The 18,744-nt window shown below is 43.8% G+C and carries 18 protein-coding genes, 2 tRNA genes and 3 rRNA genes; 1 reads left to right on the top strand and 22 read right to left on the bottom strand.

Annotated features, from left to right (window positions below):
• Nucleotides 1-60: 60 nt before the first annotated feature.
• Complete coding sequence (gene metG / locus NSQ25_RS00260; protein WP_326136792.1) at nt 61-2,061, bottom strand: methionine--tRNA ligase; 2,001 nt, start codon at nt 2,059-2,061, stop codon at nt 61-63.
• Nucleotides 2,062-2,581: 520 nt separating this feature from the next.
• On the opposite strand from metG, the gene NSQ25_RS00255 reads away from it, so the two are divergent.
• A complete protein-coding gene (locus NSQ25_RS00255) occupies nt 2,582-2,872 on the top strand; it encodes an AbrB/MazE/SpoVT family DNA-binding domain-containing protein (protein WP_087975202.1) in 291 nt (96 codons plus the stop codon).
• Nucleotides 2,873-2,916: 44 nt separating this feature from the next.
• Here the strand turns inward: NSQ25_RS00255 and rsmI are convergent, their stop codons facing one another.
• From rsmI to recR, 21 genes are all read right to left on the bottom strand, one after another.
• Nucleotides 2,917-3,798: a 16S rRNA (cytidine(1402)-2'-O)-methyltransferase gene (rsmI, locus tag NSQ25_RS00250; RefSeq protein ID WP_326136794.1), complete on the bottom strand. Its 882-nt coding sequence runs from the start codon at nt 3,796-3,798 to the stop codon at nt 2,917-2,919.
• Nucleotides 3,773-4,072 (bottom strand): GIY-YIG nuclease family protein, encoded by a 300-nt coding sequence (locus tag NSQ25_RS00245; RefSeq protein ID WP_034284140.1) that lies wholly within the window; start codon nt 4,070-4,072, stop codon nt 3,773-3,775. Before NSQ25_RS00245 ends, rsmI begins: the two co-directional genes overlap by 26 nt.
• On the bottom strand, nt 4,059-4,802 hold the full coding sequence (locus NSQ25_RS00240) for a tRNA1(Val) (adenine(37)-N6)-methyltransferase (protein ID WP_070326877.1): 744 nt from the start codon (nt 4,800-4,802) through the stop codon (nt 4,059-4,061). Before NSQ25_RS00240 ends, NSQ25_RS00245 begins: the two co-directional genes overlap by 14 nt.
• Nucleotides 4,803-4,857: 55 nt before the next feature.
• Nucleotides 4,858-5,211, bottom strand: a complete 354-nt coding sequence (yabA, locus tag NSQ25_RS00235) for a DNA replication initiation control protein YabA (RefSeq protein WP_024425629.1) — start codon at nt 5,209-5,211, stop codon at nt 4,858-4,860.
• Nucleotides 5,212-5,225: 14 nt separating this feature from the next.
• Nucleotides 5,226-6,053, bottom strand: coding sequence for a stage 0 sporulation family protein (locus NSQ25_RS00230; protein ID WP_070326876.1), 828 nt, complete (start codon nt 6,051-6,053; stop codon nt 5,226-5,228).
• 2 nt (nt 6,054-6,055) lie between these two features.
• A complete protein-coding gene (gene holB, locus NSQ25_RS00225) occupies nt 6,056-7,045 on the bottom strand; it encodes a DNA polymerase III subunit delta' (protein ID WP_070326875.1) in 990 nt (329 codons plus the stop codon).
• Nucleotides 7,046-7,056: 11 nt separating this feature from the next.
• Nucleotides 7,057-7,497: a YaaR family protein gene (locus NSQ25_RS00220; protein WP_024425626.1), complete on the bottom strand. Its 441-nt coding sequence runs from the start codon at nt 7,495-7,497 to the stop codon at nt 7,057-7,059.
• A 12-nt stretch (nt 7,498-7,509) separates the two neighbouring features.
• The gene (locus tag NSQ25_RS00215) at nt 7,510-7,839 is read right to left on the bottom strand and encodes a cyclic-di-AMP receptor (protein ID WP_024425625.1); all 330 of its coding nucleotides are present in this window, start codon (nt 7,837-7,839) and stop codon (nt 7,510-7,512) included.
• A gap of 79 nt (nt 7,840-7,918) precedes the next feature.
• On the bottom strand, nt 7,919-8,557 hold the full coding sequence (gene tmk / locus NSQ25_RS00210) for a dTMP kinase (protein ID WP_034284135.1): 639 nt from the start codon (nt 8,555-8,557) through the stop codon (nt 7,919-7,921).
• Complete coding sequence (locus NSQ25_RS00205; RefSeq protein ID WP_070326874.1) at nt 8,554-9,969, bottom strand: aminotransferase class I/II-fold pyridoxal phosphate-dependent enzyme; 1,416 nt, start codon at nt 9,967-9,969, stop codon at nt 8,554-8,556. The genes tmk and NSQ25_RS00205 overlap by 4 nt, the downstream gene beginning before the upstream one ends.
• A 77-nt stretch (nt 9,970-10,046) precedes the next feature.
• Nucleotides 10,047-11,111, bottom strand: coding sequence for a toxic anion resistance protein (locus NSQ25_RS00200; RefSeq protein WP_326136796.1), 1,065 nt, complete (start codon nt 11,109-11,111; stop codon nt 10,047-10,049).
• An 18-nt stretch (nt 11,112-11,129) separates the two neighbouring features.
• A complete protein-coding gene (locus NSQ25_RS00195; RefSeq protein WP_217008958.1) occupies nt 11,130-11,744 on the bottom strand; it encodes a 5-bromo-4-chloroindolyl phosphate hydrolysis family protein in 615 nt (204 codons plus the stop codon).
• A gap of 131 nt (nt 11,745-11,875) precedes the next feature.
• Nucleotides 11,876-12,067: a sigma factor G inhibitor Gin gene (locus NSQ25_RS00190; protein ID WP_024425620.1), complete on the bottom strand. Its 192-nt coding sequence runs from the start codon at nt 12,065-12,067 to the stop codon at nt 11,876-11,878.
• A gap of 171 nt (nt 12,068-12,238) precedes the next feature.
• Nucleotides 12,239-12,354: ribosomal RNA gene (rrf, locus tag NSQ25_RS00185) — 5S ribosomal RNA — on the bottom strand.
• A 61-nt stretch (nt 12,355-12,415) separates the two neighbouring features.
• Nucleotides 12,416-15,346, bottom strand: a 23S ribosomal RNA gene (locus tag NSQ25_RS00180).
• Between the two features lie 98 nt (nt 15,347-15,444).
• Nucleotides 15,445-15,520: transfer RNA gene (locus tag NSQ25_RS00175), tRNA-Ala, on the bottom strand.
• Nucleotides 15,521-15,534: 14 nt separating this feature from the next.
• A tRNA-Ile gene (locus tag NSQ25_RS00170) sits at nt 15,535-15,611 on the bottom strand.
• A 95-nt stretch (nt 15,612-15,706) separates the two neighbouring features.
• Nucleotides 15,707-17,255: ribosomal RNA gene (locus NSQ25_RS00165) — 16S ribosomal RNA — on the bottom strand.
• Together the 16S, 23S and 5S rRNA genes with 2 tRNA genes alongside form the textbook arrangement of a ribosomal RNA operon.
• Nucleotides 17,256-17,574: 319 nt before the next feature.
• Nucleotides 17,575-17,838, bottom strand: coding sequence for a pro-sigmaK processing inhibitor BofA family protein (locus NSQ25_RS00160; protein ID WP_034284261.1), 264 nt, complete (start codon nt 17,836-17,838; stop codon nt 17,575-17,577).
• 66 nt (nt 17,839-17,904) lie between these two features.
• Nucleotides 17,905-18,129: a YaaL family protein gene (locus NSQ25_RS00155; RefSeq protein ID WP_024425764.1), complete on the bottom strand. Its 225-nt coding sequence runs from the start codon at nt 18,127-18,129 to the stop codon at nt 17,905-17,907.
• Nucleotides 18,130-18,147: 18 nt separating this feature from the next.
• Complete coding sequence (gene recR / locus NSQ25_RS00150; protein WP_003218094.1) at nt 18,148-18,744, bottom strand: recombination protein RecR; 597 nt, start codon at nt 18,742-18,744, stop codon at nt 18,148-18,150.

Raw genomic sequence — 18,744 nt, 5'->3', positions numbered from 1 at the left:
AATTCTCCTAAAAACAAAAGGTGTTCGACGAAATGTTACACGTGGAACACCTTTGTTGATTTATAAAATTTTTGTTCCATTTGCTAGAGATTGATCTACTTCAAGAACCTGCAATTTCCCGCCAGTTTCTCCTGTTAAAATCATTCCCTGGGAAATTTCCCCTCGGAGTTTAACTGGTGTAAGATTCGCTACGCAAACAAGCTTCTTCCCTACTAATTCCTCTGGTTGATAGTGCTTGGCAATCCCAGAGACTATTTGTCTTTTTTCAAATCCAAAATCAAGCTGAAGCTTTAAGAGACGATCCGCTTTTTTAACTGGAGCTGCTTCCAATACCTGTGCAACTCGAAGATCAACTTTTGAGAAATCATCAAATGCAATTTCTGCTCCCAGCTCAGGTAATTCCGTTTCTTCGATTTCCACTTTCTCTTCTTCTACCTTAGGTGCACTTCCCTGCATTTTTTCTTTAATGTAGGCTACTTCTTCTTCAACCTCTAAACGCGGGAACAAAGGCTCTCCTTTTTGTACCGTCGCTTGTTGAATCGCACCAAATGATAGGATACTATCCCAGCTTTTGAGCTTATCTTCTTCAATTCCAAGCTGGAAGAAGATTTTCTCAGGTGTTTTCGTTAGGAACGGCGTTAAGAGTACTGCAGTGATTCGAAGTGATTCTGCTAAATGATACATAACAGAATGCAATTCTTTTCGTTTTGTTTCATCCTTTGCCAGCACCCATGGAGCTGTTTGATCAATATATTTATTGGTTCTGCTGATTAATGTCCAAACATTTGAAAGAGCCACAGAGAATTCAAGATTTTCCATCGCTTCTTCATAGGCTTTGACTGTTTGCTCAGCTACTGCTTTCAGCTCCTCATCAAACTCATTAACAGGACCCTTATAGCTGCTTAAAGTGCCGTCAAAATATTTTTGCACCATCGCAACTGTACGATTAAGCAAGTTACCTAAATCATTGGCAAGGTCATAGTTTACACGTTCCACGAATCCTTCTGGTGTAAACACACCATCCGCACCAAATGGTACTTCGCGAAGCAGATAATAACGAAGGGCATCGAGGCCATAGCGATCAATTAATGTGACCGGATCTACCACATTCCCTTTTGATTTAGACATTTTGCCATCTTTCATGAGCAGCCAGCCGTGTGCAAAAATTTGTTTCGGCAGAGGCAGATCTAATGCCATCAGCATAATCGGCCAATAAATCGTATGGAAGCGTACAATTTCTTTTCCTACGAGATGTACGTTGGCAGGCCAATATTTTTTATATTTTTCATCTTGATCTGTTCCATAGCCAATCGCAGTTAAATAGTTGAATAACGCATCAATCCATACATAAATGACGTGTTTTGGATTGTTAGGAACTTTAATTCCCCAATCAAAGGTTGTTCTTGATACTGCTAGATCCTCTAAACCTGGTTTAATGAAGTTATTAATCATTTCATTCTTTCTTGATTCAGGCTGAATAAACGATGGATTTTTTTCGTAATAATCGAGCAAACGGTCAGCATACTTACTCATGCGGAAGAAATATGATTCTTCTTTAATTAATTCAACAGGGTGGCCGCTGTCAGGGCTTTTCCCGCCAATGACTTCCCCTTTCTCATTACGCTCAACATCAACAAGCTGTGTTTCTGTATAGAATGTCTCATCAGGAATACTGTACCAGCCCTCATATTGATCTAAATAAATATCGCCTTGATCAAGTAGTTTTTGGAAGACTTGTTCAATGATTTTCGTATGTCTTTTTTCCGTTGTACGGATGAAGTCATCATTAGAAATGTCGAGTTTCTTCCATAATGATTGAATGTCTTCAACAACTGGATCTAAATACTCGATCGGTGTGATATTTTGTTCTTCAGCTTTTTGCTGAATTTTTTGTCCGTGCTCATCTGTACCTGTTAAATACATCACATCATAGCCTTGAAGACGTTTATAACGAGCCATAGCATCTCCTGCTACTGTCGTATAAGCATGTCCAATATGTAATTTTCCGCTCGGATAGTAAATAGGTGTTGTCAGATAAAACGTTTTTTTCTTTTCTGGCATGTCGGAACCTCCTGCGTGTGTGTAAATGTCAAAAACTCCCGCCCAATGGACGAGAGCGGTTATCATCATTACATGAAAATGTGTCAGATCAATTCATTCAATTTTGCACTTGTGCTTTCTCTATGATACCATCTTAGCCTTTAAGATCAAGCATATATACATAGAACAAGATGAAATGATCGAAAAAGATGAGTTTTTCGAAAAAAACGACAAACCCGTCGACATTTTGTCGAATATTGTCGTATGAAATCTATTTCCAGATTTACAATTGGCTAAATTAGGGCAAAAGTCTTGTTAATCTGATCTCGTCATTTCTTATATTTTCATAGAAAAAGCCTACAAAATCCTTATACACCAGTAGTTTCAAGGTCTTTTGACTTTAAGAGTCATATTTTACAAACAATAGTAAACAAAATGATTGACGATTTATGGAAACCTTGTTATGCTAGGAATGTAAGGAATTTGTCGAATAATGACGAAGATAATATTATATTAAGAATAAGTTCTTTTTGGGAGGAGAATGAAGATGAAATCTACAGGTATTGTACGTAAAGTTGACGAATTAGGACGCGTGGTGATTCCAATCGAACTTCGCCGTACGTTAGGAATCGCTGAAAAAGACGCTTTGGAAATTTATGTTGATGATGAAAAAATTATCCTAAAAAAATATAAACCAAACATGACTTGCCAAGTAACAGGTGAAGTATCAGACGATAACCTTAAGCTTGCTAATGGTAAATTAGTTCTTAGCCGTGAAGGTGCAGAGCAAATCATTAACGAAATCCAAAACCAACTTCAATCACAAAAATAAGGTTCATATAAAAAGGTTCTTGCACCGTTTGCAAGAACCTTTCTTTATTGTTCAATATGATAGGCATCGTATATCGTGCGCTTTGGCACACCACGTTCGACAGCTGTACGTTTAATGGCTTCCTTCGACGTTAATCCTTCCTCTATGTAATGGATCACATGTTCTTTTTCAGATAAGGACGTCCACCAAGCTTCTTCATTCAGCTCTTCTTCAGCTTGATCATTTCCTTGTACCACAAGACAGAATTCACCTCGGATTTGATTCTCCGCAGCCCATGTCAGCACAGACTCTAAATCTCCACGAATAAACTCTTCGAATTTTTTCGTCAGTTCTCTCGTAATTGCGATGTTCCGATTCCCCCACACTTCCTTCATCAAAGTCAGCGTTTCTTTTAATCGATGGGGTGCTTCATAGAAAATGATCGTTTCTTGACGTTTCTTCAAGGCTTCAAGCTGCTTTTTCTTTTCTTTTTTTTGACGGTCGAGAAAACCGTAAAAGAAAAATGGCTGAGGCTCGATTCCTGATGCAATGAGTGCCGTTAGTGCAGCATTAGCGCCAGGTAACGGAATGACATAGCCCCCAATGCTAGTAAAATCTCGAACCACTTCGGCCCCTGGATCTGAAATCGTCGGTAAACCGGCATCACTCACGAGTGCGATATTTTTCCCTTCTTTTAGCCATTCGATTAACTTGTGGCCGCTGCTGTCTTTGTTATGCTCATGATAGCTGGTTAAGGGTGTATCAATTTCGTATACATGACAAAGCTTTTTCGTTTGCCGTGTATCTTCTGCGGCAATATAGTCTACATCTTTTAATGTTTGTATCGCTCGGAACGTCATATCTTCTAGATTTCCGATCGGGGTTGGGACAAGATAAAGAATCCCCATACCAGATTGACCATCAAAGCTTTTCTGTGTCTTTTTCATGTGCCGCCTCCTTTTCTATTCGCATTTCTTCTATATAAATGTCTTTCTTTTTCCTCGTCCACGTTTTGAAACGATATTCTTGCTGCATGGCTTCTCTTTTGGTTGCAAAACATTCATGATAAAAAAGCTCAACCGGCCGTCTCGCTCTTGTATACTTTGCTCCCTTTCCACTATTGTGGGTCATCAATCTCTTTTGTAAATCATTTGTATAACCCGCATACAGGCTGCCATCTGCACATTTTAATACATAGAAGTAATGATTATGCTTCTCCATACAGTATCGTCCTGATTTCATCTGTATACTCCTGATCTTCCCCATAAACAAAAAGAGGCGGGAGAATTTTCAGATCTGGTTTTCCATCTTTTATGCCCTCTACCAAGATGGTATTGGCTTCTTTCCCTTGTTTGGGATAAACAAATTGAATTCGTTTTGGCTCAATTCGGTATTCCTTCATTAATTCCACAATCTCAAGCAGCCGTCCTGGTCGATGAACCATCGCCAGTTTTCCCCCTTGCTTTAGCAGCGTGGAAGAAACACGAACAACATCTTCTAATGTACAATGAATTTCGTGCCGTGCAATCGCCAAATATTCATTTTCATTGATTTCATCCTTAGAAGGTGTTTTAAAATATGGAGGGTTACATGTAATCACGTCAACTTTATGGTTGCCGTAGCGTTCCGGCATATCATTCAAATCACCATGAATCAATTCAATCTGGTGCGCAAGTTGATTATACTCCACACTTCTTTTTGCCATATCAAACAGCCGTTCTTGAATTTCAACACCCGTAATCGAGGCCTTAGAACGAGTCGAAAGCAGCAATGGCACGATACCGTTTCCGGTACAAAGATCAATGATCTCCCCTTTTTGGATCGGTACATACGCAAATTTAGCTAATAACACTGCGTCCAATGAAAAGGCAAACACAGTTTTACTTTGTATAATCTTCATATCTTCGGCGAGCAGGTAATCTAAACGTTCATCTTCTCTTAACGAAACCATGATGTATCCTTTCTTTTCCTGTGAAAAAGGCTCCCGATTCAGCGGAAGCCTTTTCTCATTTTTTATTTAAAAATGACAGACAGAACAAACAGTCTCCCTCTTTACGAATGCTTCCATAATGTACATTACAAATATGGAAGCCCTCCTGATATAACCGGGCCAGGTTATCATGACCTTCTCCTATATCAGAATGACTTGGCTTCTGGGCAGAATCATTCTCTGCCTCAGACGATTTGTCTCGATCGGACTGATCCAGACGTTCACGCAAGTGCTGATTCTCCATCTGCAGCTGATGATTTTCTTCAATCACTTCACCGATATGATTTTTCAAATCACCTAACTGGCGATAAAGAGAACCGATTTGTTCTTCTAAATTAATCACCGTATCAAATAGTTCCTTTTTATCCAAGGTGGCACACCTCGTTACTCAGTTGTTTGTGCAGATACAACGCCTTCTTGTAATAATTCTTCCCATGTATATTCTATCACTTTTTCTTGCCCGGTTAATTCAACTTGCAAAATTCGTTCTAAAATATTGAGCCCTACTACCTTTGCAGGGCCATTAGACGTTTGAATCGTTTCGCCGATATCCGGTAATTGTTCCTTCGCTGTTTCATACTCATCATTCTCATATTTCAAGCAGCACATCAAACGGCCGCATAGTCCGGAAATTTTTGTCGGATTTAACGACAGGTTTTGATCCTTTGCCATCTTAATCGACACTGGTTCAAAGTCTCCTAAGAATGTCGAACAGCAAAGCATTCGCCCGCAAGGACCAATGCCGCCAAGCATTTTTGCCTCGTCTCTTACGCCAATCTGGCGAAGTTCAATTCTCGTTTTGAAAATTGATGCAAGATCCTTCACTAGCTCACGGAAATCAACTCTGCCATCTGCTGTGAAGTAGAAGATGACCTTGTTTCGGTCAAATGTAAATTCAACATCAACCAATTTCATTTCCAGCCCATGTTCACTTACCTTCTGAAGACATGTATCAAAGGCTGTCATCGCTGCTTCTTTGTTTTCCTCAACGATGAGCCGGTCTCGTTCGTCTGCTACACGAATGACTTTACGCAGAGGGAGAACCACATCGTGTTCATCTACTTTTTTGTTGGCGATGACCACTTGTCCGTACTCAACCCCTCTGACCGTTTCTACAATGACACAACTATCATTTTCTATATGAAATCCATTAGGATCGAAATAATAGATTTTGCCCGCTTTTTTAAAGCGAACACCAATTACGTTGTACAAGCTTATCCCTCCTGCAACATCAACACCAATTGCTCCATCAGCCCTTGGGCATTCACGTTGGATTGAAGTCTCTTTTTCGCTTCTAATACAGCAAGGATCTGGCTGGTCACCATCTGCTGTGTGGAATGCAGCGCATGCTGCTTCATTGTCTGGAATAAGTCTTGATAAATGACTTTATCTTCATTTCCTATTTGAATCGACAATACATCACGATATATAAATAAAAGCATATCCAGACCTGTTTCTTGAAGGTCTTTCTCTTTGAAAAAAGGCATCCATTGATCCTGTATATAAAAAAATGCATGTTCTTTTCGCTGGTGTAAGACTTCATACAATTTTATCACTTTCGCTCTAGACTCTGCAAACTGATCATTTCGACTTAATTCGAGTGCTTCTGCTAAATTATTGGTTAAATTCGACAAAAGCCTTGCGAGATGCTGAGATACGCCTTCTTGTAAAAGCTGCTGCTCCAAGGATTGTGGCTGCAGCGGCTGAAAGCTGAGCATCTGACATCTTGAAATAATCGTATCCAGCATTTTATGCGATTGCTCAGTGATTAAAACCGCCATCGTTTCCCGATTAGGCTCCTCTAGGAACTTCAATAAACTGTTCGCGGCATTGACCGTCATTTTGTCCGCATGAAGAATAATATACATTTTCCGGTGAGATTCTACACCGGCTTTTGTAAATTCCTCTTGCAGTGCCTGCACTTGCGCCTTCTTAATTGATTGGCCATCAGGCTGCACAAGATGTAAATCGGGATGGTTTCCTGATGCAATCCTTTTGCAGTTTTGACAGGATTCACATGGTTTCACTCCTGATTCCAAGCAAAAAAAGCTTTTAGCCAAAAGCATCGCTGCATCCAGTTTTCCGGTTCCTTTTTTTCCTTCAAATAAGTAGGCGTGCGTAAGTCGGTCTTTATCAATACTATTAAAAATCAGCCGCATGACGCGCGGCTGCAAATCATTCATGTCATCCCAGCTAATTGCCATGTTATCACTCTCTATGTGTAAAGGTTAATCAATAAACCTTTTATTTCTCCAATACGTTCAAGCAAATCAATAGATGGTTTTTCTTGATCCATCATTTCCTCGGTTAATTCAATCAGCTTTTCATCTAAGGCTTTGACTAAAGCAAGTGTACGTGTATTGCCATAAATGTCAAAGCTCCTTGATGTTTCTATATTTAATCCATTATCGACTGTCTCTTTCACAAAGCGCTTCACCAGACCTTTAAACCTAGCCAAATCCTTTAGGTTTCGTGACTTTGCGAGCTTTTTTCCGAACACTTCGATATCACTCAGCATGACCGTCAGCTGTTCTAAGCGCAGTTTGCCGCTTTGCGTCTCCATCGAAGCTTTAAAGGAGGCAGATGTCTGGCTTCCTTTCATCGCTTGAAGTTCACGCTTTTCTAAACGCAGCCGCATATCTTGATTAATTTTCACAGCAACCCATCCTTAAAATTGATGAAATTGTTCAACTGGCAGAATAAAAACTGTAGCTCCGCCAACTTCAACCTCAACAGGGTATGGTACGTATGAATCTGCATTTCCACCCATTGGGGAGACAGGCGCGATCATTTGATCACGTTTACGGCAATTTTCTTTTATAAGCTGTAATGCTTTATCCACTCGGACATCATCACAACCAATAATAAAAGTCGTATTCCCAGACTTTAAAAACCCACCAGTTGAAGCTAATTTTGTCACGCCGAAATGATGTTCAGTCAATATTTTCAACAACTTGCTGCTATCTTGGTCCTGTACAACGGCAACAATTAATTTCATTTGATTGGCCTCCTTTATTTTAGGCACAGATGACATGCCGATGTCTTCCTCTATATTATAACAACGATTGGGAATTAGGTCATATTTGATTTTGCTTTAATGTGTCCTGAATCAATTGAAGGACTTCTTTATAGACAGCCTGCATCGGCTGAGACGCATCCACTACACGGAATCGTTCTGGCGATTGTGCAATAAGCAGTTCATAGCCTTCTCTGACAAGCTGGTGGAAATTCAGCGTCTCCATGTCTAATCGATTCTTTTCTCTTCCCTGGTTGGCATCAATTCGCTTTAGCCCTTCCTCAGGTGTAATAGAAAAATAAATGGTCATTTGCGGCATCGTGCCATTGATAGCAAAGTCGTTAATTGACTTTACTTCTTCAATCCCAAGCCCTCTCGCATAGCCTTGATAAGCAAGGGAGCTATCAACAAAACGATCACATAAAACCGTCTGCCCGCGCTGTAATGCCGGTTCTACCTTCTCAGCCAAATGCTGCCTTCTTGCGGCTGCATACAGCAAAGCTTCTGTTTTCGCATCCATTTTGGTGTTTTTTTCATTTAAAATGACTTCACGTATCTGCTCTGCAATGTCAATGCCGCCAGGCTCACGTGTCGCCATCACTGCATATCCTTGGCGTTCCATTTCTTCATACACTTTTCGAATCACTGTCGTTTTTCCAGCACCCTCTGGCCCTTCAAACGTAATAAACATACCGCTCATAGTGTCTCCTCTTCTATATAAACATATAATTTTCTCTGATGAATCACCTGACTGGCTTGAACATGAACCTGATGTCCAAGCAAACGGCTTAAAGCCGCAATCTGATCGATTTCAATACGCTCTCCTTTAACGATCAAAGGTATACCCGGTGGATATGGAATAACCGATTCTGCACTAACCCGTCCTGCTGCATGTTCAAATGGGACGGCTTCTATATCCTGTCTATGCTCATCGTTGTCATTAGCCGGCGCCTCTCTTTGGAAATGATCTTTTCCTTTGAGCTTGAGCAATGAATCGCTTTGATTAAGGGCCTGCTCTATCTGTTTAAAAGGAATATCCTTCTTCTGTTCTAAACCAAAGATAAGTAAAACCTGATGTTCGTCGGCAAGCTCTGGGTGAACCTCCACTGATTCAAGTACTCGTTTTAGTTCATAACCAGTCAGCCCTTTTGTTGATCGAATCACACATTTTAATGGATCGTTAGAAAGCAATTCAGACTCGATCACTTCAAGCTGCGGTATACGATTGAACTCATTTTTCAGCTCTGCCAGCTCTTTCATGATTCCATCCAAGATCCCTTTTTTCTTGATCTCCTCGACATAGGCCCTTGCCACATCTAATGAGGCCATAATTGGATAGGATGGAGAACTGCTTTGAAGCATCGTGAGGAATGTTTTCAAACGTTTTGCATCCATTCGCTCCCCCTGTAGATGAAGGTAGGATCCCATCGTCATGGCCGGAAGGGTTTTATGTGCTGATTGTACCACCACGTCAGCTCCATAGGAAAGAGCAGATGGGGGAAAAGCGCCGCCTAATACAAAATGTGCACCATGTGCCTCATCAACCAAAACGATCATGCCTGCTTCGTGGCACATGTCAATCAGCTTTGATAAATCAGCCGCATGTCCGTAGTAGTTCGGATAAGTCAAAACGATCGCCCGGCAATTAGGATGTTTGGCTATGGCTTTTTTTACTGTTTCATCCGTCACATGTGTTGGAACATACAGGTGTGGATCTACCTCAGCTTCTACCATAATAGGCGTGGCTCCTGCAAGCTCAATCGCATGGTAAACAGACTTATGACAATTTCGCTGGACGAAAATCTCATCTCCCGCACGACAGGCTGCCATCACCATCGCTAAATTTCCGACAGTTGTCCCATTCACAAGGAAAAAGCTTTGATCTGATCCATATAGCTTTGCCAATAAATGTTCAGCCTCTTGAATCACACCAGTTGGATGATGGAGATCATCTAACCCTTCAAGCTCTGTTACATCCAGCTGAAGAATTGAGTCATAATAAGTCCGTGCCTCATCAAAAAAGACATCTCCATTGTGATGTCCTGGAACGTGGAAAGAATAAGGTTTCTTTTCCGCATGTTGTGCTAATGCTGTATATAAAGGAGTTTTCAAACAAATCGACCCTTTTCACTTTAACAATATCTTATGTCTATTATAACGTTCATACAAGGGAACCGAAAGATGGATTCTCATTCCTTAATTGGCTGGTGATTCGTCAGCTGCTGTTCTGCCTCATACATGCTGTTTTTCAATTGGGCTCGCTCTTGGCTTCCATGCTCTTTCACCTGTAACGTTTCCTGTAAGGTTTCAGCTAATTGGCGTTGAACCTTTTTCAACGTATCTATAGGTGCAAAAGCTGCCTCTTCAAGAAGCTCCCCCTGCTGCTTTGATACCTTTTCATATGTTTTTTTGATTCGATTCTCAAGAGCTGAATTGGCACGCTGCTGAATATGCGTTAACGCAATCGACATTTGGTTGATCCATAGAGGAATAGATGCAGAAACAGTTGATTGAATGTGATTGGCCAATGTATGATTCGTATGCTGGATCATTCGAATTTGGGCATTACATTGCAACGCAATTTGCCGGCTTAGCAGCAAATCATATTTCCGTTCTTTCAACCTCTCCATATATTCTTCTGCATTGACTTCATGACTCATCAATTGCTCCTCTATAGTCCGATTACCAGTCTGCTCCGTTTCTGATATGATCTGCTTCTCTAAAGTTGTTATTTTCGCTTCAACTGCTGCAACCTGCAGCGTCATCTCTTGGAAAAAGGTTTGATTTTCTTCAAATAAACGCTCTAATAACATGTGATCGGAAATTAATCCGCCTTTTGCGTAACGAAGCCTTGCTGATAATCTCTCGATCTGTGATTTTGCATGTTGAAAACGCGATATGATTTCCTGAGTAGAACGCTTCTCCCGCCGAAATAACTTCGAAAAAAAGCCCTGCTTCTTTGGCAGTAAGTCCTCCGGTTCTACTACATGCAGCTGGTGCAAAAAGGCCTCAAGCACGTCTCCTATTTGATCGATATCTTTTTTCTCAACATATTTCATCATTTGTTGTGATTGTTCCAATAATCGTTCCTGAACACGTGTACCATAGAAAAGCAGCTTTTGCGGATTGTCAGGGATTTGCTCAGCACGCTGCAAGGCTTCTTGTTTCTCCTCATCAGATAAGGTATCAAACACTTGAAACTGAAGATCTGTAGTGGCAGCAGATGATGTTGGGATGTGATCTTCTGGTTTCATTGCGTTTGACTCCTTTCATTATTTCTTTATCATTTTATCTGCCACTTCAAGCTCAATATGAAGGGCTTCTATGTCTCTTCCTAATACTTGCTGCAAATCATTCGTCAATTGCTTTTGCAGCTCTGTCAGCGTCACCCGAGTTTGGCTCAGTGTCATTTCCAGCTCATGACTGCGATCAGGCTGGTTATACAATAATGCATATTTTTCAGTTAGTTCAACGACAGAATCCAAGCTTTCGAAATAAAAACGCTGTGCATCATAAAATCGGGTCGGCTCTTTTTTTGTAATCGTATAGATTCGTCGTGCAAGTCGGAGAATTTCATAATTATGTTTGATCGTCTGTACGTTCTTCACAGCAAATAAAGCCTTCTTTAAACGTACGAGCTTTTGTCCTGCTTCTTTTAAATGCTGTTTGATATATACATAATCACTACGAGACAGTCCGTGTTTCTTTAAAAACAACTGGAAAGCAAACCATCTGCTCCCTGCAAACATCACGCCCCACCCCATCATCGCATACAGTATCGATAGTCCAACATGATGATGGAAAACCCCAATACTGACGGTTAAAATCACAAGCGAAAAAAAAGTAGAGAGGATGGCCCATATAAATGTATAAAAGATTGATTTCATGTTCATCGACTCCTATGAATAATCAGGCTCTCTGTTTATCTTATTATTAATTACGGATGATGTCCAAACTAAGTTCCAAAAAACAGGCCCAATAATCCTCCATAGCTCATAAAAAAAGACCATCTAATGGTCTATGAATACAAAGGCGGCGTATGAAGATTTTTAAGCTTTCTAACATAATCGGCATAGCTAGGATCCGAGGTCGATGTAGAAATTAACTTTCTCTCACATTCTCGGCACAAAAACTGATGATATAAATAAATTCCCTTTGTTTTTTTCTCTTCACAAATCAAACAAATCGCTTCTCGCTCTTTTTTGCTCATTGTGACACCTCCACTTATAGCTTCAGTATGCCCTAGCGCTTTCAATTGTATACAAAATTAAGAATGTTTTAGATGGTAGTTTAGTATATGTATCCATGTCAGATCGAGTGTTTGTTCCTTTTCTTAAAAAACAAAAAAGACCAGTTCCGACTGGAACTGATCCTAATAGAAGCTTGGCGGCGTCCTACTCTCACAGGGGGAAACCCCCAACTACCATCGGCGCTGAAGAGCTTAACTTCCGTGTTCGGTATGGGAACGGGTGTGACCTCTTCGCTATCGCCACCAAACCTGATGGAGAGAATGTTCTCTCAAAACTAGATAACAATGTTCATGCTTCACAATAGAATATAGGTTAAGTCCTCGATCTATTAGTATCTGTCAGCTCCACGTGTCACCACGCTTCCACCTCAGACCTATCAACCTGATCATCTTTCAGGGATCTTACTTCCTTGCGGAATGGGAAATCTCATCTTGAGGGGGGCTTCATGCTTAGATGCTTTCAGCACTTATCCCGTCCGCACATAGCTACCCAGCGATGCCCTTGGCAGAACAACTGGTACACCAGCGGTGCGTCCATCCCGGTCCTCTCGTACTAAGGACAGCTCCTCTCAAATTTCCTGCGCCCGCGACGGATAGGGACCGAACTGTCTCACGACGTTCTGAACCCAGCTCGCGTACCGCTTTAATGGGCGAACAGCCCAACCCTTGGGACCGACTACAGCCCCAGGATGCGATGAGCCGACATCGAGGTGCCAAACCTCCCCGTCGATGTGGACTCTTGGGGGAGATAAGCCTGTTATCCCCGGGGTAGCTTTTATCCGTTGAGCGATGGCCCTTCCATGCGGAACCACCGGATCACTAAGCCCGACTTTCGTCCCTGCTCGACTTGTAGGTCTCGCAGTCAAGCTCCCTTGTGCCTTTACACTCTGCGAATGATTTCCAACCATTCTGAGGGAACCTTTGGGCGCCTCCGTTACATTTTAGGAGGCGACCGCCCCAGTCAAACTGCCCACCTGACACTGTCTCCCTGCCCGATAAGGGCAGCGGGTTAGAAGGTCAATACAGCCAGGGTAGTATCCCACCGATGCCTCCACCGAAGCTAGCGCTCCGGTTTCCAAGGCTCCTACCTATCCTGTACAAGCTGTACCAACATTCAATATCAGGCTGCAGTAAAGCTCCACGGGGTCTTTCCGTCCTGTCGCGGGTAACCTGCATCTTCACAGGTACTATAATTTCACCGAGTCTCTCGTTGAGACAGTGCCCAGATCGTTGCGCCTTTCGTGCGGGTCGGAACTTACCCGACAAGGAATTTCGCTACCTTAGGACCGTTATAGTTACGGCCGCCGTTTACTGGGGCTTCAATTCGCACCTTCGCTTACGCTAAGCGCTCCTCTTAACCTTCCAGCACCGGGCAGGCGTCAGCCCCTATACTTCGCCTTACGGCTTCGCAGAGACCTGTGTTTTTGCTAAACAGTCGCCTGGGCCTATTCACTGCGGCTTCTCGGGGCTTTAACACCCTAAGAAGCACCCCTTCTCCCGAAGTTACGGGGTCATTTTGCCGAGTTCCTTAACGAGAGTTCTCTCGATCACCTTAGGATTCTCTCCTCGCCTACCTGTGTCGGTTTGCGGTACGGGCACCTCTCACCTCGCTAGAGGCTTTTCTTGGCAGTGTGGAATCAGGAACTTCGCTACTAAATTTCGCTCGCCATCACAGCTCAGCCTTTACGGGAAACGGATTTGCCTATTTCCCAGCCTAACTGCTTGGACGCGGATATCCAATACCGCGCTTACCCTATCCTCCTGCGTCCCCCCATTGCTCAAATGGTGAGGAGGTGGTACAGGAATATCAACCTGTTGTCCATCGCCTACGCCTTTCGGCCTCGGCTTAGGTCCCGACTAACCCTGAGCGGACGAGCCTTCCTCAGGAAACCTTAGGCATTCGGTGGACGGGATTCTCACCCGTCTTTCGCTACTCATACCGGCATTCTCACTTCTAAGCGCTCCACCAGTCCTTCCGGTCTGGCTTCACAGCCCTTAGAACGCTCTCCTACCACTGTTCGTAAGAACAGTCCGCAGCTTCGGTGATACGTTTAGCCCCGGTACATTTTCGGCGCAGAGTCACTCGACCAGTGAGCTATTACGCACTCTTTAAATGGTGGCTGCTTCTAAGCCAACATCCTGGTTGTCTAAGCAACTCCACATCCTTTTCCACTTAACGTATACTTTGGGACCTTAGCTGGCGGTCTGGGCTGTTTCCCTTTCGACTACGGATCTTATCACTCGCAGTCTGACTCCCAAGGATAAGTCATCGGCATTCGGAGTTTGACTGAATTCGGTAACCCGGTAGGGGCCCCTAGTCCAATCAGTGCTCTACCTCCGAGACTCTTACCTTGAGGCTAGCCCTAAAGCTATTTCGGAGAGAACCAGCTATCTCCAGGTTCGATTGGCATTTCACCCCTACCCACACCTCATCCCCGCACTTTTCAACGTGCGTGGGTTCGGGCCTCCATTCAGTGTTACCTGAACTTCACCCTGGACATGGGTAGATCACCTGGTTTCGGGTCTACGACCACGTACTCATGCGCCCTATTCAGACTCGCTTTCGCTGCGGCTCCGCATCTTCTGCTTAACCTTGCACGGGATCGTAACTCGCCGGTTCATTCTACAAAAGGCACGCCATCACCCGTTAACGGGCTCTGACTACTTGTAGGCACACGGTTTCAGGATCTATTTCACTCCCCTTCCGGGGTGCTTTTCACCTTTCCCTCACGGTACTGGTTCACTATCGGTCACTAGGGAGTATTTAGCCTTGGGAGATGGTCCTCCCGGATTCCGACGGAATTTCACGTGTTCCGCCGTACTCAGGATCCACTCTGGAGAGAACAACATTTCAGTTACAGGGCTGTTACCTTCTTTGGCGGGCCTTTCCAGACCTCTTCGCTTATATCGTTCCTTTGTAACTCCGTATAGAGTGTCCTACAACCCCAAGAGGCAAGCCTCTTGGTTTGGGCTGTTCCCGTTTCGCTCGCCGCTACTCAGGGAATCGCATTTGCTTTCTCTTCCTCCGGGTACTTAGATGTTTCAGTTCCCCGGGTATGCCTTCTCATACTCTATGTATTCAAGTATGGATACTACTCCATTACGAGCAGTGGGTTTCCCCATTCGGAAATCTCCGGATCAAAGCTTGCTTACAGCTCCCCGAAGCATATCGGTGTTCGTCCCGTCCTTCATCGGCTCCTAGTGCCAAGGCATCCACCGTGCGCCCTTTCTAACTTAACCATTTCTTACTTTAGAAAGAATCACTATGTGTGATGAACTTTGCATTGCATTCAATGTGAATGTATTACTTATTGTTATCTAGTTTTCAAAGAACACGTTGGTGGAGCCTAGCGGGATCGAACCGCTGACCTCCTGCGTGCAAGGCAGGCGCTCTCCCAGCTGAGCTAAGGCCCCGATTTAATAGAAGATGGTGGGCCTGAGTGGACTCGAACCACCGACCTCACGCTTATCAGGCGTGCGCTCTAACCAGCTGAGCTACAGGCCCATCTTTCATATCGAAGATATGATGTTGTAGGATCTTTTGCAAGTTCCTTCAAAACTAAACAAGACGAAAACGTACGCTGCTCCATATATCCTTAGAAAGGAGGTGATCCAGCCGCACCTTCCGATACGGCTACCTTGTTACGACTTCACCCCAATCATCTGCCCCACCTTCGGCGGCTGGCTCCATAAAGGTTACCTCACCGACTTCGGGTGTTGCAAACTCTCGTGGTGTGACGGGCGGTGTGTACAAGGCCCGGGAACGTATTCACCGCGGCATGCTGATCCGCGATTACTAGCGATTCCAGCTTCACGCAGTCGAGTTGCAGACTGCGATCCGAACTGAGAACAGATTTATGGGATTGGCTAAACCTTGCGGTCTTGCAGCCCTTTGTTCTGTCCATTGTAGCACGTGTGTAGCCCAGGTCATAAGGGGCATGATGATTTGACGTCATCCCCACCTTCCTCCGGTTTGTCACCGGCAGTCACCTTAGAGTGCCCAACTGAATGCTGGCAACTAAGATCAAGGGTTGCGCTCGTTGCGGGACTTAACCCAACATCTCACGACACGAGCTGACGACAACCATGCACCACCTGTCACTCTGTCCCCGAAGGGAAAGCCCTATCTCTAGGGTTGTCAGAGGATGTCAAGACCTGGTAAGGTTCTTCGCGTTGCTTCGAATTAAACCACATGCTCCACCGCTTGTGCGGGCCCCCGTCAATTCCTTTGAGTTTCAGTCTTGCGACCGTACTCCCCAGGCGGAGTGCTTAATGCGTTAGCTGCAGCACTAAGGGGCGGAAACCCCCTAACACTTAGCACTCATCGTTTACGGCGTGGACTACCAGGGTATCTAATCCTGTTCGCTCCCCACGCTTTCGCTCCTCAGCGTCAGTTACAGACCAGAGAGTCGCCTTCGCCACTGGTGTTCCTCCACATCTCTACGCATTTCACCGCTACACGTGGAATTCCACTCTCCTCTTCTGCACTCAAGTTTCCCAGTTTCCAATGACCCTCCCCGGTTGAGCCGGGGGCTTTCACATCAGACTTAAGAAACCGCCTGCGAGCCCTTTACGCCCAATAATTCCGGACAACGCTTGCCACCTACGTATTACCGCGGCTGCTGGCACGTAGTTAGCCGTGGCTTTCTGGTTAGGTACCGTCAAGGTGCGAGCAGTTACTCTCGCACTTGTTCTTCCCTAACAACAGAGCTTTACGATCCGAAAACCTTCATCACTCACGCGGCGTTGCTCCGTCAGACTTTCGTCCATTGCGGAAGATTCCCTACTGCTGCCTCCCGTAGGAGTCTGGGCCGTGTCTCAGTCCCAGTGTGGCCGATCACCCTCTCAGGTCGGCTACGCATCGTCGCCTTGGTGAGCCATTACCCCACCAACTAGCTAATGCGCCGCGGGTCCATCTGTAAGTGACAGCCGAAACCGTCTTTCATCCTTGAACCATGCGGTTCAAGGAACTATCCGGTATTAGCTCCGGTTTCCCGGAGTTATCCCAGTCTTACAGGCAGGTTACCCACGTGTTACTCACCCGTCCGCCGCTAACATCCGGGAGCAAGCTCCCTTCTGTCCGCTCGACTTGCATGTATTAGGCACGCCGCCAGCGTTCGTCCTGAGCCAGGATCAAACTCTCCGAGGTATGCAGGATGCATATCACACATGCGTTGCTACACGATGTAGCGAACTTAGCATGTGATCATTTCCTGCCTCGCCAGTTTGACTGACTACCTATGAAGTATCATAGGATTTTTTTATAAAAACTCGAATTAACAGGTACGTTTTGTCTTGTTTAGTTTTCAAAGAACTTGTTTACCGCTTCAGAAGCGACTAGAACATCTTATCACATCCAAGTTGTTAGTGTCAACAACTTTTTTGTTATTATGTTTTTTCGTTTCTTCGTCATCAGCGACGTATATTAATTTACCACCCTATCCAATCAAAGTCAACAATATTTTTCATTAAATAATAAACTTTTCAATGACGATTAAAGCTGCTACGCCCGGAATACCCAATAAACCACTAATTCCACTCGTTACAGGGTTAATAGAGACATGTAATCCTAGACTCTCGCCAAATAGGTTGAGGCAAAATAAAAAAAGAGCGCCTGCTACAAACTTCACTCCGATAAGCCCTAACCATTTGAATGGATTCGCCTGCACACCTGACATAAACAACAATAGCACAGCTAGCAAAATTGACCCGATCACAATAACAGGTTCCATAATCCTCTCATCTCCTCTTCATATGAATAGTACAAGCATATGAGAGGACTATGTATAATAGACCTGCTATTTCCAGTTGTTTAAACGTAAATTCCTCTTTTTCGCTTCTCTCAGATAGAAAAAGTACTTCGCTTGAGCAAGCTTTAATTCGAATAGAATGTCCGGTGAAGGCTCAACGCTATTTGCGACAAGCTTTTTTTGTCTGTTCCATTCTTCCTTTTGCTTAAAAAGCTGTTGAATTAATTTCTCATCGAATTCTTTTCGAATTGATTTTCTGCGAAGAAAACCCATGTACCGTACTTCTCCTTCCTACATCTCACGTCTGCCTTCTAGAGCCTTAGACAGTGTAACTTCATCCGCATACTCTAAATCCCCGCCTACTGGAAGTCCGTGAGCAATGCGAGAGAGTTTAATTCCTGATGGTTTTAACAATCTGGAGATATACATGGCTGTTGCTTCTCCTTCAATGTTTGGATTGGTTGCAAGGATCACCTCTGTCACTTGATCGTCTTGCAATCTTTTTAATAGGTCAGGAATTTTAATATCCTCTGGGCCAATTCCGTCCATTGGCGAAATGGCACCATGAAGCACATGATATAAGCCGTTGTATTCTTTCATTTTTTCCATTGCGATTACATCTTTTGGATCCTGCACTACACAGATAACAGATTGATCTCTTCTTGTATCTTCACAAATATAGCAAGGATCTTGGTCTGTGATATGACCGCATACCGAACAATAAGTTAAATTACGCTTTGCATTTACAAGCGCCTTCGCAAAATCTAGTACGACATCTTCTTGCATACTAAGAACAAAAAAAGCCAGACGGACCGCAGTTTTCGGTCCGATTCCTGGCAATTTCATAAAGCTGTCAATCAGCTTTGATATTGGTTCAGGATATTGCAT

This window comes from Bacillus sp. FSL R5-0512, from assembly GCF_038593295.1.
GTDB classification, from domain to species: Bacteria; Bacillota; Bacilli; order Bacillales; family Bacillaceae; genus Bacillus; species Bacillus safensis.
Note: the sequence above shows the minus strand (reverse complement) of the source record. Positions and strands in the feature narration are given on the sequence as shown.

What these genes read in the sequence shown, in the direction of transcription:
- metG (WP_326136792.1), bottom strand. Translation starts at nt 2,061, where the DNA reads ATGCCAGAAAAGAAAAAAACGTTTTATCTGACAACACCTATTTACTAT.
- NSQ25_RS00255 (WP_087975202.1), top strand. Translation starts at nt 2,582, where the DNA reads ATGAAGATGAAATCTACAGGTATTGTACGTAAAGTTGACGAATTAGGA.
- rsmI (WP_326136794.1), bottom strand. Translation starts at nt 3,798, where the DNA reads ATGAAAAAGACACAGAAAAGCTTTGATGGTCAATCTGGTATGGGGATT.
- NSQ25_RS00245 (WP_034284140.1), bottom strand. Translation starts at nt 4,072, where the DNA reads ATGGAGAAGCATAATCATTACTTCTATGTATTAAAATGTGCAGATGGC.
- NSQ25_RS00240 (WP_070326877.1), bottom strand. Translation starts at nt 4,802, where the DNA reads ATGGTTTCGTTAAGAGAAGATGAACGTTTAGATTACCTGCTCGCCGAA.
- holB (WP_070326875.1), bottom strand. Translation starts at nt 7,045, where the DNA reads ATGGCAATTAGCTGGGATGACATGAATGATTTGCAGCCGCGCGTCATG.
- NSQ25_RS00215 (WP_024425625.1), bottom strand. Translation starts at nt 7,839, where the DNA reads ATGAAATTAATTGTTGCCGTTGTACAGGACCAAGATAGCAGCAAGTTG.
- tmk (WP_034284135.1), bottom strand. Translation starts at nt 8,557, where the DNA reads ATGAGCGGTATGTTTATTACGTTTGAAGGGCCAGAGGGTGCTGGAAAA.
- NSQ25_RS00200 (WP_326136796.1), bottom strand. Translation starts at nt 11,111, where the DNA reads ATGAAACCAGAAGATCACATCCCAACATCATCTGCTGCCACTACAGAT.
- NSQ25_RS00195 (WP_217008958.1), bottom strand. Translation starts at nt 11,744, where the DNA reads ATGAAATCAATCTTTTATACATTTATATGGGCCATCCTCTCTACTTTT.
- NSQ25_RS00190 (WP_024425620.1), bottom strand. Translation starts at nt 12,067, where the DNA reads ATGAGCAAAAAAGAGCGAGAAGCGATTTGTTTGATTTGTGAAGAGAAA.
- NSQ25_RS00160 (WP_034284261.1), bottom strand. Translation starts at nt 17,838, where the DNA reads ATGGAACCTGTTATTGTGATCGGGTCAATTTTGCTAGCTGTGCTATTG.
- NSQ25_RS00155 (WP_024425764.1), bottom strand. Translation starts at nt 18,129, where the DNA reads ATGGGTTTTCTTCGCAGAAAATCAATTCGAAAAGAATTCGATGAGAAA.
- recR (WP_003218094.1), bottom strand. Translation starts at nt 18,744, where the DNA reads ATGCAATATCCTGAACCAATATCAAAGCTGATTGACAGCTTTATGAAA.